This window comes from Achromobacter sp. JUb104, from assembly GCF_024806975.1.
GTDB classification, from domain to species: Bacteria; Pseudomonadota; Gammaproteobacteria; order Burkholderiales; family Burkholderiaceae_B; genus Achromobacter; species Achromobacter spanius.
This window is the reverse complement of record NZ_JANUEY010000001.1, coordinates 2,196,334-2,209,327: the sequence shown is the minus strand read 5'-3', so window position 1 is coordinate 2,209,327 and position 12,994 is coordinate 2,196,334. Positions and strand designations below refer to the sequence as shown.

Here is a 12,994-nt window from a genome sequence, read left to right as displayed (position 1 = left end):
CGGCCCGATTTTTATTGATGTTGCCTTAGCAGGGCGTCAAGTGCGCTTGCGGGCGATCATGCCAACCACGAACAGCACGATGATGGCGCCGATCACCGACGCGATCCAGCCCGCGGGTTCGCCTTCCGCATACCAACCCATCGTCTGTCCCAGGAAACCTGCCACCACGGCGCCGACGATACCCAGGATGGTGGTCATGATGATCCCCATGTTCTGGTCTCCGGGCATGATGGCGCGGGCGATCAAGCCCACGATGAACCCGACGATGATCATGATGATAATGCTCATGCGCGTACTCCTTGCTTTGGAAAAAAGGGGGCGATGCGCAATGATGATACCCACGCTCTTTATTAGGCGGCTGTAACAACTGGTATGTGGGGTTGCCATGCAACATGCTGCGCTGCACGACGCTTGCCGTGGCCAGATCAGGACGTAATGTCGATCAATTGGCGGACGTCCTTGGTCAGGGCTTCGACGCTATCGGTGTCGGACGCCAGCAGGCGCGCGTGGCCGTCCTTGTCGAAAATGTACACGCCACGGCTGTGGGTCACTTCGTACATGTCGGCGTCGTCGCCGGGGCGCGGCTTTTCAATCTGGTAGGCCACGCGGTAGCGGCGCGCCAGGTCCGCGACCTGCTTTTCGTTACCGGTTACCCCGATGGCGCTGTTGTTGAAGGCGTTGACATAGGCCTGCAGGATGTCGGGCGTGTCGCGGTGCGGGTCGACGCTGACGAACACGATGCGCACGTTTTCGGCCTTGTCGCCCAGGTTCTGCAGCACGGCGGTCAGTTGCGCCATGGTGGTGGGGCAGATGTCGGGGCAACTGGCGTAGCCGAAGAACAGCATGACCGTCTTGCCCTTGAGGTCGTCGCTGTTGATGGTTTTGCCGCCCGCGCCGGGCAGCGAGAACTTCAGGTCGGGCAGGTGGCCCTTGACGTTGTAGAGCGTCCAGTCCACGTTCCGATCGCCGCAGGCGGCAAGAAACACACACAGAGCCAACAGCAGGCCGCGCCAGGCGCGGCCGGTAATGAGGTGTCGCATGAGTCCAGGAGGTGCCAAAAGGTTGAACGAAGGGCAAGCCCGCGGCAAGCGGGTTGATTCTACCTTCATGGCCAGGGTGGGGCGGCGGGGGTGTGGCGTTGCGGGCCTGATGCAAGGGGGATGTTTGTCCTGGCGCAAACTTACGGCGTGCGGCTTGCCCCTTTCAACAGACCGCGATGCGGCGGTACATTCGGTGCGTCGTCAGTATTGATGTCAGGAGAGTGTGAACGTGGATATGGCAGCAAGCACGGCCGTTCGTTACCCGTATTACCCGGTGGTCATCGACATCCTGCGCGCCCGGCGTGCCAAACAGGTGCTGGACGCGCCTTGCGGCGTGGGCTGGTTGGGTGAAGCGCTGTCCGCTGGAAACGGCGGGCAAAAGGCCGAAGTCGGCAGGCAAGTGGCTAGTGAAGGCGGGCCGGTAGCCGAAGGCGGCGGACAAGTAGCCGTTGACGGCGTGGGCCTATGGGAATTCCCGCCGGCAAGCGCGGGATATCGGTCGGTGTCCGAACACGATCTGGATACGCCCTTGAGCGTGGCCAAGGCCTATGACGCGGTGGTTTGCTGCGAAGCGATTCATCTGATGACGAATCCGGGCGTGCTGCTGCAAAGTCTGCACGATGCACTGCGCCCCGGGGGCACGGCGATCATCACCACGCCGAATACCTGGAACATGCGGTCACGGCTGCAGTTTCTGATGCGAGGCTTCCATTCCGGTTTCCGGCCCATGGTGGGCCGCAAGCGGGGTGAGGACTACATCACGTATTTCCCGTGGAGCTTTCCGCAACTGCATTTGTTGTTGTCACATTACGGTTTCGTGGATATCACGCTGCACGAGGTTGATGAACCGAAACCAAAGCGGATGCTGGAACACGTGCTGGCCGTGCCGTCACGCTTGTATTACCGACGGCGTGTGAAGCGGGCCGAGAACGAGGACATCCGCGGGTTCTGGAAGCAGGCGGGGTCCCGGCAGTCGGTGCATGGAAGGTGGTTGGTGGTGTCGGCGGTGCGGGCTGCTTGATGGGTTACGCGCGGCAGATGCCGTATTTCTTGCGTCGATTTTGCCGCGCTTCACCCATCCTACGTTCGTTGTTCGGCGTTCGGCGTTCGGCGTTCGTCTTTCGGCGTCCGTTGTTCGGCGTTCGGCGTTCGTCGTTCGTCGTTCGTCTTTCGGCGTTTGTTTTGCGGCGTTCGTTTTTCGTAGGATGGGTGAAGCGCGCGATGCGGGGCAGAAAATCAATGGCTTGAATCGCGCGTAACCCATCTGGTGGCGCTGGCGTGATGGTGCCGGCTGCTGATGGGTTACGCGCGGCAGATGCTGTGCTTCTTGCTTCGATCTTGCCGCGCTTCACCCATCCTACGTCGGCGTTTTACGTGCCGCTCATGCCGCTGTGGCGCAGCAGGGCGTCGATGCGGGGGGGGCGGCCGCGGAAGGCGGCGAAGGAATCGGCGGCGGGGCGGGAACCGCCAACGGCCAGGACTTCGCGGCGGAAGCGGGCGCCGGTTTCCGGGTCCAGCGTGCCCAGGGCGTTGCCGGGCTGCTTGGCCGCGGCTTCTTCGAAGGCCTCGTAGGCATCCGCCGACAGCACTTCGGCCCACTTGTAGCTGTAGTAACCCGCGCCGTAGCCGCCCGCGAACAGATGCGAGAACGCGTGCGGCAGGCGGTGCCACGACGGCGGGAACAGCACCGCCACTTCCTGGCGCACTTCCTGCAGCAGCGCCAGCACTTCCGAAATGGACGCACCCTTGGCGCGGTCGTGCATCAGCATGTCGAACAACGCGAATTCAATCTGGCGCACGGCCTGCATGCCGCTTTGGTAATTGCGCGCCGCGACCAGTCGGTCGTACAGCGCGCGCGGCAGCGGTTCGCCCGTGTCCACATGCGCCGACAGCTTCTGCACCACTGCCCATTCCCAGCAGAAGTTCTCCATGAACTGCGAGGGCAATTCGATGGCGTCCCACTCCACGCTGGCAAATGCCGCCGCTCCGGGCTCGTCCACTTCCGACAACAGCGCGTGCAGCGCATGGCCGGTTTCGTGGAACAGGGTGATGACGTCGTCGTGCGTCAGCACGGCGGCGCGGTCGCCGTTGGGGCGCGAGAAGTTGCAAGTCAGGTAGACCACGGGCGTTTGCACGTGGCCGGCCACCACGCGGCGAGCGCGCTCGCTGTCGACCCAAGCCCCGCTTTGCTTGCCCGAACGGGCATACAGGTCCAGGTACAGATAGCCGATCAAGCCGCCGTCGGGGCGTTCCACGCGCACGCCGCGCGCATCGCTGTGCCAGGTGGAAACGGGCGTTTCGGTCAAGCGCACGTCGAACAGTTTTTCAATGACGTCGAACAGGCCGGCCAGCACGCGGGGTTCGGTGAAATACTGCTTCACTTCATCTTCGGAATAGGCATAGCGCGATTCGCGCAGGCGTTCCGAGGCGAAGGCCACGTCCCAGGGTTGCAGCTCGTCCAAGCCCAGTTCGCCGGTGGCGTAGGCCTTGAGTTCGGCCAGGTCACGCTGCGCGAACGGTTTAGCGCGCGCGGCCAGGTCGCGCAGGAATTCGGTGACTTCGCGGGCGTCGCGCGCCATGCGGGTCTGCAGGCGCAGCGATGCGTAGGTGCCCAGGCCCAGCAAGCCGGATTCCTCGGCGCGCAGGGACAGCAGTTCTTCGATCAGCGGAGAATTGTCGAACTTGGCTTCGCCTTGTTCGGAGGCCACGGTGCCATAGCCACGGTACAGCGCTTCGCGCAGGGCGCGGTCTTGCGCGTATTGCATGACGGGCAGGTAGCACGGCATTTTCAGGGTCAGCTTCCAACCCGGCTTGCCGTCTTCTTCGGCGGCGGCGCGGGCGGCTGACAGGACGTCGGCGGGGATGCCCGTCAGGCGGGACTCATCGTCCACCAGCAAGGACCAGGCGTCGATGGCGTCCAGCACGTTTTCGGAGAACTTCTGCGATGCCTGAGCCTCGCGGTCAGAGATCTGCGCATAGCGTTCGCGATCGGCGCCTTGCAGTTCCACGCCGCTCAAGCGGAAGTCGCGCAGCGCCATCTCGACGATGCGGCGGCGCACGGGCGACCACGACGCAAAATCAGGGGCAGCGGCCAGGCGCTGGTATTGCCGGTACAGGCCTTCGTGCAGCCCAACCCAGGTGGAAAATTCGGTAATGAGGGGCAGCGCGGCGTTGTAGGCTTCGCGCAGTTCCGGCGTGTTGACCACGGCGTTCAGGTGGCCAGCCACCGACCAGGCGCGCCACAGGCGCTCGGAGGCGGTATCCAGCGGTTCCACCACGGCTTCCCAAGTGGGCGCCAGCGCGGAATCAGCGGCATGGTCGACCGCCTTGCGGGCGATGCCCAGCAGTTCTTCCACGGCGGGGACGATATGCCCCGGCTTGACGGCCGCATAATCGACCAGGTCGGAGACAGGGGCAAGCAGGGGATTCTGGGTCATGGTGTTACCGGAAAAGGCGAGAGACATAGGGAGCAGATAGGGGCGATCCGCTCAAAAGCAAGGGCACGAATGCGTGGGCCAGTGTGCGTCGCGCGCGGTTCGGCGCGCGTCAGCCTACGTGCATCGTAGGATGGGTGCAGCGCGAACGACTATACAGAAGAACCCCGCCAACGAACGCGCGAAACCCATCAAGCAGCGTCGGCACCGTGGCAAGCCCAGCCACACCGGCTTTCGAAGGTGGCACCGTGGCACCGTGGCAGGTGCAGGCACCCTGGCTTTCGTGATTTGCATGCGGGTGTTTTTTACCAAGCCCCGCCACGGTCCCGGGGCTGCCTGATGGGTTTCGCGCGATTGGCGGTGGCGTTCTTTTCCACTGTCAATCGCGCTGCACCCATCCTACCGGTCATATCAGCGCACCCGGCCATATCGGCACCGGCCATATCAGCACCGGCCATATCAGCACCGGCCATATCGGCACCGGCCGCATCAGCGCACCCGGCCGCACCAGCGCACCTACCGGATCAACCCGCCGCGCGTTCGGCGGCTTCTACCGTGTTGACCAGCAGCATGGCGATGGTCATGGGGCCTACGCCGCCGGGGACGGGGGTGATGGCGCCGGCCACTTCCTTGGCGGACGCAAAATCGACGTCGCCGCACAGCTTGCCGTCTTCGCCACGGTTGATGCCCACGTCGATCACCACGGCGCCGGGCTTGATCATCGAACCGTCGATCATGCCGGGCTTGCCGGTGGCGACCACCAGGACATCCGCGCGGCGGGTTTGAGCCGCCAGGTCGCGCGTCTTGGAATTGCAGATCGTGATGGTGGCGCCAGCTTGCAGCAGCAACATGGCCATCGGCTTGCCGACGATGTTGCTGGCGCCGACGATCACGGCTTCAGCGCCGCGCAGCGTCACGCCTTCCGATTCCAGCATCTTCATCACGCCGTACGGCGTGCAGGGGCGGAACAGCGGCTGGCCGGTCATGAGCAGGCCGGCGTTGCTGATGTGGAACCCGTCCACGTCTTTCTCGGCCGCGATGGCTTCGATGACCTTGTGGGAATCCATGTGCTTGGGCAGCGGCAACTGCACCAGGATGCCGTGTATGGTCGGGTCCTGGTTCAACACGGCGATGCGGGCCAGCAGTTCGGCCTCGGTCATCTCGGCCGGGTACTGTTCCTTGACGGAATGCAGGCCGGCTTTCTCGCAGGCGGCAACCTTGTTGCGCACATAAACCTGGGACGCGGGGTCCGCGCCCACCAGCACCACGGCCAGGCCCGGGCGCGTGCCCTTGGCCGCCAAGGCCGCAACACGTTGGGCCACTTCTTCGCGAATGCGCAGCGACAGGGCGGCGCCGTCAATAATCCTAGCGGTCATGCATGTGCCTCGGGTTTGGCCAAGGCCACTTTCATCAAATCAGCAACGGTAGTCACTTCCAGTTTTTCCATAATGTTGGCGCGATGCGCCTCGACGGTCTTGATGCTGATGCCCAGGTCGTCGGCAATCTGCTTGTTCAAGCGGCCGGCGACAATGCGCTCCAGCACCTGCTGCTCGCGCGCGGTCAGGCGCGCCAGCATGGCTTCGTGGTCCTTCTGAGCCTGGTGCTTGCTGACCCGCTGCGTGGCCTGCTCCAGCATGCGGGCGACGATCTCGCGCAGGTCGGATTCGTTGAAGGGCTTTTCCAGAAAGTCGACAGCGCCTTTCTTCATCGTGGACACCGCCATGGGCACGTCGCCGTGGCCCGTGATGAACACGATGGGCAGGGGGGCGTTGCGGGCGATCAGTTGTTCCTGGAGTTCCAGGCCGCTCATGCCGGGCATGCGCACGTCGGCGATCAACACACCGACCTGGCTGGCGTCGTAGTCTTCCAGGAAGGACTCACCGCTGGCATAGGCGCGAACGCGATAGCCGTTGGCTTCCAACAGCCAGCGCAACGAATCGCGGACCGCTTCGTCGTCGTCAACTATGAATACCGTGCTCGACAGGTGGGGCGTGTTCATGCGTGCAACTCCTCTGACTGATCATTCTGGGCCTGCGGCTGGGATGCAGCGCAGGGCAGGGTAAAGCGGAAAATGGTGCCGCCGGCGGGGTTGGGGTCCGCCCACAGACGACCGTGGTGCGATTCAATAATGGTACGGCAGATATTCAGCCCCATGCCCAGGCCCTGGGACTTGGTGCTGAAGAAGGGTTCGAACAGGCGTTCGGGCTCGGCCAGGCCATGGCCGCGGTCCACCACGGCTACTTCGATGTGCTGCTCGTGCAGGATCACCGCCACCTTGAGCTCGTCGACCTCGCTGTTTTCCATGGCTTCCAGCCCGTTCTTCAGCAGGTTCAACAGCACCTGTTCGATCAGGATGGGGTCGGCCAGGACATCAGGCGCGTTGGACGGCACGAAGCTGTCGATGCGGATGCGGCGCTTGCGCGCGTCGATTTCGGCAAAGCCGATGGCGTTGTCGACAATGCGGCCGATGGCCACGCGCTGGCGGCGCGGCTCGCTGCGCTTCACGAATTCGCGGATGCGGCTGATGATCTTGCCGGCGCGTTCGGCCTGTGACGCGGCCTTTTCCAGCGCCGGCAGCAGCATGTTGGGGCTGGTGTGGCCGGCCTTGACCAGCGCCACCGCGCCCATGCTGTAGTTGGCGATGGCGGTCAGCGGCTGGTTCAGTTCGTGCGCCAGGGACGAAGCCATTTCGCCCATGGTCGTCAGGCGGCTGGTCAGCTGGATCTTTTCCTGCTGCACGCGCGACGCTTCTTCATGGCCACGGCGTTCGGTGATGTCGCGCGCCACCTGCATGCGCACGCGGCGGCCGTCGGTCCAGGCCAGCATGCGGTGGTGCACTTCAAACCAGCGCTGCACCGACGGCGCGAATACTTCCACCGATTCGTCGGTGAAGCGGCCCCGGCGCCCGGCCAGCAGTTCGTCGTGGCCGCCCGTCTGCGCGCCGAAGACGCGGCGGTAGGTGCGGTTGGCAAACAGCAGTTCCAGGCCGTCGTGCGTGTCGGCGGTAACCGAGATGGCGTCGTCCAGGCCTTCCAGCACCGTCATGAAACGTTCGTGGGCGGCGGTCAGGGCTTCGCGGATGCGCTTGGGTTCGGTGATGTCGGTCATCGACGTCATCCAGCCGATCTGGTTGCCGTTGGGGTCCAGCAGCGGCGACACATACATGCGCGCGGTGAAGCGCGAGCCGTCGCGCCGTTGCGCTTCCACTTCCAGGCCGCTGCTGGGCGTCTTGCCTGACATCAGCACGTCCAGCGTGTGCTGGTGCTGTTCGTGGCGGCCGGGCACCCAGTAAGGGAAGGGCGGGCTGCGGCCGATCAGGTCGGCTTCGTTCCAGCCGATCATGCGGCAGAACGCCGGGTTCACGTAGGCGATGCGGCCTTCCATATCCAGTACGCGCATGCCGGTGGACATGGAATTTTCCATGGCGCGGCGAAAACCGGTTTCGGCGATCAGCGCGGCTTCGGCAGTCGAGCGAAAGCGGGTATAGCGCCACAGCATCAACAGGCTGATGACGATGACGCAGGACAAAGCCAGCACCACCCATATCAGGCGTTGCTGGCGCATTTCCTGGTCGATCGTCACAAACATGACGCTATCGTCATGAATGCGTTGCAGCCAGAAGAACACCCCCATCACACAGAGGTATAGGATCAGCACCATGGCGGGCGTGACCCAATACACACCGCGGCGGCGGGTGCGGGCGTGATCGTGGAACGGCGTAGGAATATTTGACTTGGGCGCGCTGGACATGGAATTCGGGCCGTATAGACCGCGCATTTTAGTGCGTGTTGGCCGGGAATTACCGGGAATCAACCCCTGCTTTTGGCGTACAGCTTAAAAAGTGCCGTCATCGGCCATTCAGCTTGCGTTCAACATTTCACATTACGAAATGCCGTACCGCAACATGAAATTTTCCTTGCGACCGGTTAATCTTCTTTCTTAGAATGCCGGCTGATAGGGAACCGACCCAAAGCAGGTCTCTAGAAAAACACCCCCCGACCCATGCCTGACATGGCAGCCCGGATGATCCCGGCTACCATGCAGAGTCCGCGAGTTGAACGAATAAGCGGGTGTGGTCACGAACGAACCCCAACAGGAGACACACGATGTCCTCTTTCGCCCAGGCTGGCGCCCCGCAGGCTGCCAACGACGAAGACACCCTAGAAACCCAGGAGTGGCTCGAAGCCCTGGCGGCAGTCCTTGATCGCGAAGGGCCGCAGCGCGCGCACTACCTGCTGGAACGCCTGATCGACGAAGCCCGTCGTTCCGGCGCCCACATCCCGTTCTCGCCGAATACCGCTTACGTCAACACGATTCCGCCGGGCCTGGAGCCCGCGCATCCGGGCAACCTGGAACTGGAAACGCGCATCCGTTCGTACGTGCGCTGGAACGCCATGGCCATGGTCGTCAAGGCCAACAAGCACAACCCGCCGGACGGCGGCGATCTGGGCGGCCACATCGCGTCGTTCGCCTCGCTGGCCACCATGATCGGCTGCGGCCAGAACCACTTCTGGCACGCCGAAGACGAAGGCCACGGCGGCGACCTGGTCTACTTCCAGGGCCACACGTCTCCCGGCATGTACGGCCGCGCCTATCTTGAAGGCCGCCTGACCGAAGAACAACTGAACCACTTCCGCCAGGAAGTGGACGGCAAGGGCTTGTCGTCGTACCCGCACCCGAAGCTGATGCCGGACTTCTGGCAGTTCCCGACGGTGTCGATGGGCCTGGGCCCGCTGATGGCCATCTATCAGGCCCGCTTCCTGAAGTACCTGCACGCCCGCGGCATTGCCGACACCAGCAACCGCAAGGTCTGGGTATTCTGCGGCGACGGCGAAATGGACGAACCCGAATCGCTGGGCGCCATCGCGCTGGCCGCTCGTGAAAAGCTCGACAACCTGATCTTCGTGGTGAACTGCAACCTGCAGCGCCTGGACGGTCCGGTGCGCGGCAACGGCAAGATCATCCAGGAACTGGAAGGCGACTTCCGTGGTTCGGGCTGGAACGTGATCAAGCTGATCTGGGGCGGCTACTGGGATCCGCTGCTCGCGCACGACAAGGAAGGCATCCTGCGCCAGATCATGGAAGACACCGTTGACGGCGAGTACCAGGCGTACAAGGCCAACGACGGCAAGTTCGTCCGTGAACACTTCTTTGGCAAGCACCCCAAGCTGCTGGAAGCCGTCTCGCGCATGAGCGACGAAGACATCTGGCGCCTGAACCGTGGCGGTCACGACCCCCACAAGGTGTACGCCGCGTTCGACGCCGCCACCAGCCACACCGGTCAACCCACCGTCATCCTGGCCAAGACCATCAAGGGTTACGGCATGGGCCACGTGGGCCAGGCCAAGAACCCGACCCACCAGCAAAAGAAGCTGGAACTGGAATCCATCCGCGAATTCCGCGACCGCTTCGGCATCCCGATTCCGGACGACCAACTGGAAGACCTGCCGTACTTCAAGCCGGCCGAAGATTCGCCCGAAATGAAGTACCTGCACGAGCGCCGCGCCGCGCTGGGCGGCTATCTGCCGCGCCGCCGCGCCAAGGCCGACGAGCAACTCAAGGCCCCCGCGCTGGAAGCCTTCAAGGCCGTGCTGGAACCCACCGCCGAAGGCCGTGAAATCTCCACCACCCAAGCCTTCGTCCGCATCCTGAACCAGGTGCTGCGCGACAAGGAACTCGGCCCGCGCGTGGTGCCAATTTTGGCTGACGAATCGCGTACCTTCGGTATGGAAGGCCTGTTCCGCCAAATCGGTATCTATGCGCCGGAAGGCCAGAAGTACATCCCGGTCGATAAAGACCAGGTCATGTACTACAAGGAATCGGCCGACGGCCAACTGCTGCAGGAAGGCATCAACGAAGCGGGCGCAATGAGCTCGTGGATTGCGGCGGCCACGTCGTACTCCTCGAACAACCGCATCATGATCCCGTTCTTCATCTACTACTCGATGTTCGGGTTCCAGCGCATTGGCGACCTGGCCTGGGCAGCGGGCGACATGCAGGCGCGTGGCTTCCTGTTGGGCGGCACCGCCGGCCGCACGACGCTGAACGGCGAAGGCTTGCAGCACGAAGACGGCCACAGCCACATCCTGGCGTCCACCATTCCGAACTGCGTGTCCTACGACCCGACGTTCGGCCATGAGCTGGCCGTGATCATCCAGCATGGCTTGAAGCGCATGGTGGAAGACCAGGAAAACGTCTATTACTACCTGACGGTGATGAACGAAAACTACCCGCAGCCCGGTCTGACCCAGGGCGACGAGGAAGGCATCATCAAGGGCATGTACAAACTGAAGTCGCACGGCAAGGGCAAGAACCGCGTGCAACTGATGGGCTCGGGCACGATCCTGCGCGAAGTCATGGCGGCGCAAGACCTGCTGGACGCCGATTGGGGCGTGGCGTCGGACATCTGGAGCGTCACCAGCTTCACCGAACTGCGCCGCAACGGCCTGGACGCCGAGCGCCACAACATGCTGCACCCCGACGAGAAAAAGCCGCAAGTGGCTTACGTCACGGAACAGTTGGCCAAGACGGAAGGCCCGATCATCGCGTCGACCGACTACATGAAGCTGTTTGCCGACCAGATCCGTCCGTTCGTGCCCAAGGGCCGCGAATACAAGGTGCTGGGCACCGACGGTTTCGGCCGCTCGGACTTCCGCGCCAAGCTGCGTGAGCACTTCGAAGTGGATCGCCACTTTGTCGTGGTCGCCGCGCTGCGCGCACTGGCAGACGAAGGCAAGGTTCCGATGGCCAAGGTGGCGGAAGCCATCAAGAAATACGGCATCAATCCGAACAAAGCCAACCCGCAATACGCCTGAGGGTAAAGAGACATGAGCAACATCGTGCAAATCAAGGTTCCCGATATCGGCGACTTCAAGGAAGTGGAAGTCATTGAGGTGTTGGTGGCAGTGGGCGACACGATCAAGGCCGAACAAAGCCTGATCACCGTCGAGTCCGACAAGGCGTCGATGGAAATTCCCGCGTCGCAAGGCGGCGTGGTGAAGTCCATCTCTGTGAAGGTGGGCGACAAGGTTGCCGAAGGCGCGGTCGTGCTGGAAGTGGAAGCCGAAGCCGAAGGCTCGGGCGCCGCCCCGGCCGCCAAGGAAGAGGCCCCCAAGGCCGCTGCCAAGGAAGCGCCGAAGCAGGCGGCTGCCGCAGCTCCCGCCGCCAAGGCGGAAGCCGCCGCGCCGGCCGCCAGCAGCGGCCCGGTCAATATCGAAGTGCCGGACATCGGCGACTTCAAGGAAGTGGAAGTCATCGAAGTGATGGTCGCCGTGGGCGACACCATCAAGGCCGAGCAAAGCCTGATCACCGTGGAGTCCGACAAGGCCTCGATGGAGATCCCGGCGTCGCAAGGCGGCGTGGTCAAGGAAGTGAAGGTCAAGGTTGGCGACAAGGTCGCCAAGGGTTCGGTTGTCGTCGTCGTTGAAGGCGACGCCGGCGCTGCGCCTGCTGCCAAGGCTGAAGCCAAGCCGGAAGCCCAGGCCGAAGCCAAGACCGAAGCGAAAGCAGAGTCCAAGGCTGACGCACCGGCCGCCGCACCCGCTTCGCGCCCGGCACCCGCCGCCGTGCTGGAAGACCCCAACCTGAAGCCCGGCCAACTGCCGCACGCTTCCCCGTCGGTGCGCAAGTTCGCCCGCGAACTGGGCGTGAACCTCAGCAAGGTCAAGGGTTCGGGTCCCAAGGAACGCATCACCGCCGACGACGTGCGCGGTTTCGTCAAGCAGGCGCTGGCCGCTGCACCGGCTGCCGCAGCCGGCGGTTCGGCCGATGGCGCTGCGCTGGGCCTGTTGCCGTGGCCCAAGGTCGACTTCACCAAGTTCGGCCCGATCGAAGCCAAGCCGCTGTCGCGCATCAAGAAGATTTCCGGCGCGAACCTGCACCGCAACTGGGTCATGATCCCGCACGTCACCAACAACGACGAAGCGGACATCACCGACCTGGAAGCGCTGCGCGTCACGCTGAACAAGGAAAACGAGAAGTCGGGCATCAAGGTCACGATGCTGGCCTTCCTGATCAAGGCCGTGGTTGCCGCCTTGAAGAAATTCCCCGAGTTCAACGCGTCGCTGGATGGCGACAACCTCGTGTTGAAGCAGTACTACCACATCGGTTTTGCCGCCGACACGCCCAACGGGCTGGTGGTGCCGGTGATTCGCGACGCCGACAAGAAGGGCATCTTGCAGATCGCGCAAGAAATGACGGACCTGTCCAAGAAGGCGCGCGACGGCAAGATCTCGCCCGCTGAAATGCAGGGCGGCTGCTTCTCGATTTCGTCCTTGGGCGGTATCGGCGGCACGTCGTTCACGCCGATCATCAACGCGCCCGAAGTGGCCATCCTGGGCGTGTCGCGTTCCGCGCACAAGCCCGTCTGGGACGGCAAGCAGTTCGTGCCGCGCCTGATGGTGCCGCTGTCGCTGTCGTACGACCACCGCGTCATCGACGGCGCGTCCGCTGCCCGCTTCAACGCCTATCTGGGCGCCTTGCTGGCCGACTTCCGCCGCATCGCGCTGTAAACGGGGAGCC

10 protein-coding genes and 1 pseudogene are annotated in these 12,994 nt (G+C 63.5%); 3 read left to right on the top strand and 8 right to left on the bottom strand.

Translation table 11 applies throughout. The features are described 5' to 3' along the window. Nucleotides 1–36: 36 nt before the first annotated feature. Both M2361_RS09975 and M2361_RS09970 read right to left on the bottom strand, forming a co-directional pair. Entirely contained in the window at nucleotides 37–288 is a 252-nt protein-coding gene (locus M2361_RS09975; RefSeq protein WP_259248605.1) for a GlsB/YeaQ/YmgE family stress response membrane protein, read from the bottom strand. 137 nt (nucleotides 289–425) lie between these two features. Continuing rightward, nucleotides 426–1,040: an SCO family protein gene (locus tag M2361_RS09970; RefSeq protein ID WP_100855403.1), complete on the bottom strand. Its 615-nt coding sequence runs from the start codon at nucleotides 1,038–1,040 to the stop codon at nucleotides 426–428. Nucleotides 1,041–1,275: 235 nt separating this feature from the next. Between M2361_RS09970 and M2361_RS09965 the strand changes: the two genes are divergently transcribed. Beyond that, the gene (locus M2361_RS09965; RefSeq protein WP_259248603.1) at nucleotides 1,276–2,061 is read left to right on the top strand and encodes a bifunctional 2-polyprenyl-6-hydroxyphenol methylase/3-demethylubiquinol 3-O-methyltransferase UbiG; all 786 of its coding nucleotides are present in this window, start codon (nucleotides 1,276–1,278) and stop codon (nucleotides 2,059–2,061) included. Nucleotides 2,062–2,065: 4 nt separating this feature from the next. On the opposite strand, the gene M2361_RS09960 is transcribed toward M2361_RS09965, so the two are convergent. The 6 genes and pseudogenes from M2361_RS09960 to M2361_RS09940 all read right to left on the bottom strand — a co-directional run bounded on the left by M2361_RS09960 (nucleotide 2,066) and on the right by M2361_RS09940 (nucleotide 8,224). Beyond that, nucleotides 2,066–2,392 carry a hypothetical protein gene (locus M2361_RS09960; RefSeq protein ID WP_259248601.1) on the bottom strand — a complete coding sequence of 109 codons (327 nt, stop codon included), beginning with the start codon at nucleotides 2,390–2,392 and terminating at the stop codon, nucleotides 2,066–2,068. Nucleotides 2,393–2,410: 18 nt separating this feature from the next. Then, on the bottom strand, nucleotides 2,411–4,477 hold the full coding sequence (locus M2361_RS09955; protein WP_259248599.1) for a M3 family metallopeptidase: 2,067 nt from the start codon (nucleotides 4,475–4,477) through the stop codon (nucleotides 2,411–2,413). 302 nt (nucleotides 4,478–4,779) lie between these two features. Beyond that, a pseudogene (locus tag M2361_RS29065) lies at nucleotides 4,780–4,956 on the bottom strand (pentapeptide repeat-containing protein); the annotation flags it as partial. 42 nt (nucleotides 4,957–4,998) lie between these two features. Next, nucleotides 4,999–5,850 (bottom strand): bifunctional methylenetetrahydrofolate dehydrogenase/methenyltetrahydrofolate cyclohydrolase FolD, encoded by an 852-nt coding sequence (gene folD, locus M2361_RS09950; protein WP_050448987.1) that lies wholly within the window; start codon nucleotides 5,848–5,850, stop codon nucleotides 4,999–5,001. After that, nucleotides 5,847–6,473 carry a response regulator transcription factor gene (locus tag M2361_RS09945; protein WP_043545730.1) on the bottom strand — a complete coding sequence of 209 codons (627 nt, stop codon included), beginning with the start codon at nucleotides 6,471–6,473 and terminating at the stop codon, nucleotides 5,847–5,849. Before M2361_RS09945 ends, folD begins: the two co-directional genes overlap by 4 nt. Beyond that, nucleotides 6,470–8,224, bottom strand: a complete 1,755-nt coding sequence (locus M2361_RS09940) for a PAS domain S-box protein (protein WP_050448986.1) — start codon at nucleotides 8,222–8,224, stop codon at nucleotides 6,470–6,472. Before M2361_RS09940 ends, M2361_RS09945 begins: the two co-directional genes overlap by 4 nt. 356 nt (nucleotides 8,225–8,580) lie before the next feature. Between M2361_RS09940 and aceE the strand changes: the two genes are divergently transcribed. Both aceE and aceF read left to right on the top strand, forming a co-directional pair. Further along, on the top strand, nucleotides 8,581–11,289 hold the full coding sequence (aceE, locus tag M2361_RS09935; RefSeq protein ID WP_259248587.1) for a pyruvate dehydrogenase (acetyl-transferring), homodimeric type: 2,709 nt from the start codon (nucleotides 8,581–8,583) through the stop codon (nucleotides 11,287–11,289). Nucleotides 11,290–11,301: 12 nt separating this feature from the next. Beyond that, on the top strand, nucleotides 11,302–12,984 hold the full coding sequence (gene aceF / locus M2361_RS09930) for a dihydrolipoyllysine-residue acetyltransferase (protein ID WP_259248585.1): 1,683 nt from the start codon (nucleotides 11,302–11,304) through the stop codon (nucleotides 12,982–12,984). The last annotated feature ends 10 nt before the right edge of the window (nucleotides 12,985–12,994 follow it).

What these genes read in the sequence shown, in the direction of transcription:
- aceE (WP_259248587.1), top strand. Translation starts at nt 8,581, where the DNA reads ATGTCCTCTTTCGCCCAGGCTGGCGCCCCGCAGGCTGCCAACGACGAA.
- aceF (WP_259248585.1), top strand. Translation starts at nt 11,302, where the DNA reads ATGAGCAACATCGTGCAAATCAAGGTTCCCGATATCGGCGACTTCAAG.
- M2361_RS09970 (WP_100855403.1), bottom strand. Translation starts at nt 1,040, where the DNA reads ATGCGACACCTCATTACCGGCCGCGCCTGGCGCGGCCTGCTGTTGGCT.
- M2361_RS09965 (WP_259248603.1), top strand. Translation starts at nt 1,276, where the DNA reads ATGGCAGCAAGCACGGCCGTTCGTTACCCGTATTACCCGGTGGTCATC.
- M2361_RS09975 (WP_259248605.1), bottom strand. Translation starts at nt 288, where the DNA reads ATGAGCATTATCATCATGATCATCGTCGGGTTCATCGTGGGCTTGATC.
- M2361_RS09940 (WP_050448986.1), bottom strand. Translation starts at nt 8,224, where the DNA reads ATGTCCAGCGCGCCCAAGTCAAATATTCCTACGCCGTTCCACGATCAC.
- M2361_RS09945 (WP_043545730.1), bottom strand. Translation starts at nt 6,473, where the DNA reads ATGAACACGCCCCACCTGTCGAGCACGGTATTCATAGTTGACGACGAC.
- M2361_RS09955 (WP_259248599.1), bottom strand. Translation starts at nt 4,477, where the DNA reads ATGACCCAGAATCCCCTGCTTGCCCCTGTCTCCGACCTGGTCGATTAT.
- folD (WP_050448987.1), bottom strand. Translation starts at nt 5,850, where the DNA reads ATGACCGCTAGGATTATTGACGGCGCCGCCCTGTCGCTGCGCATTCGC.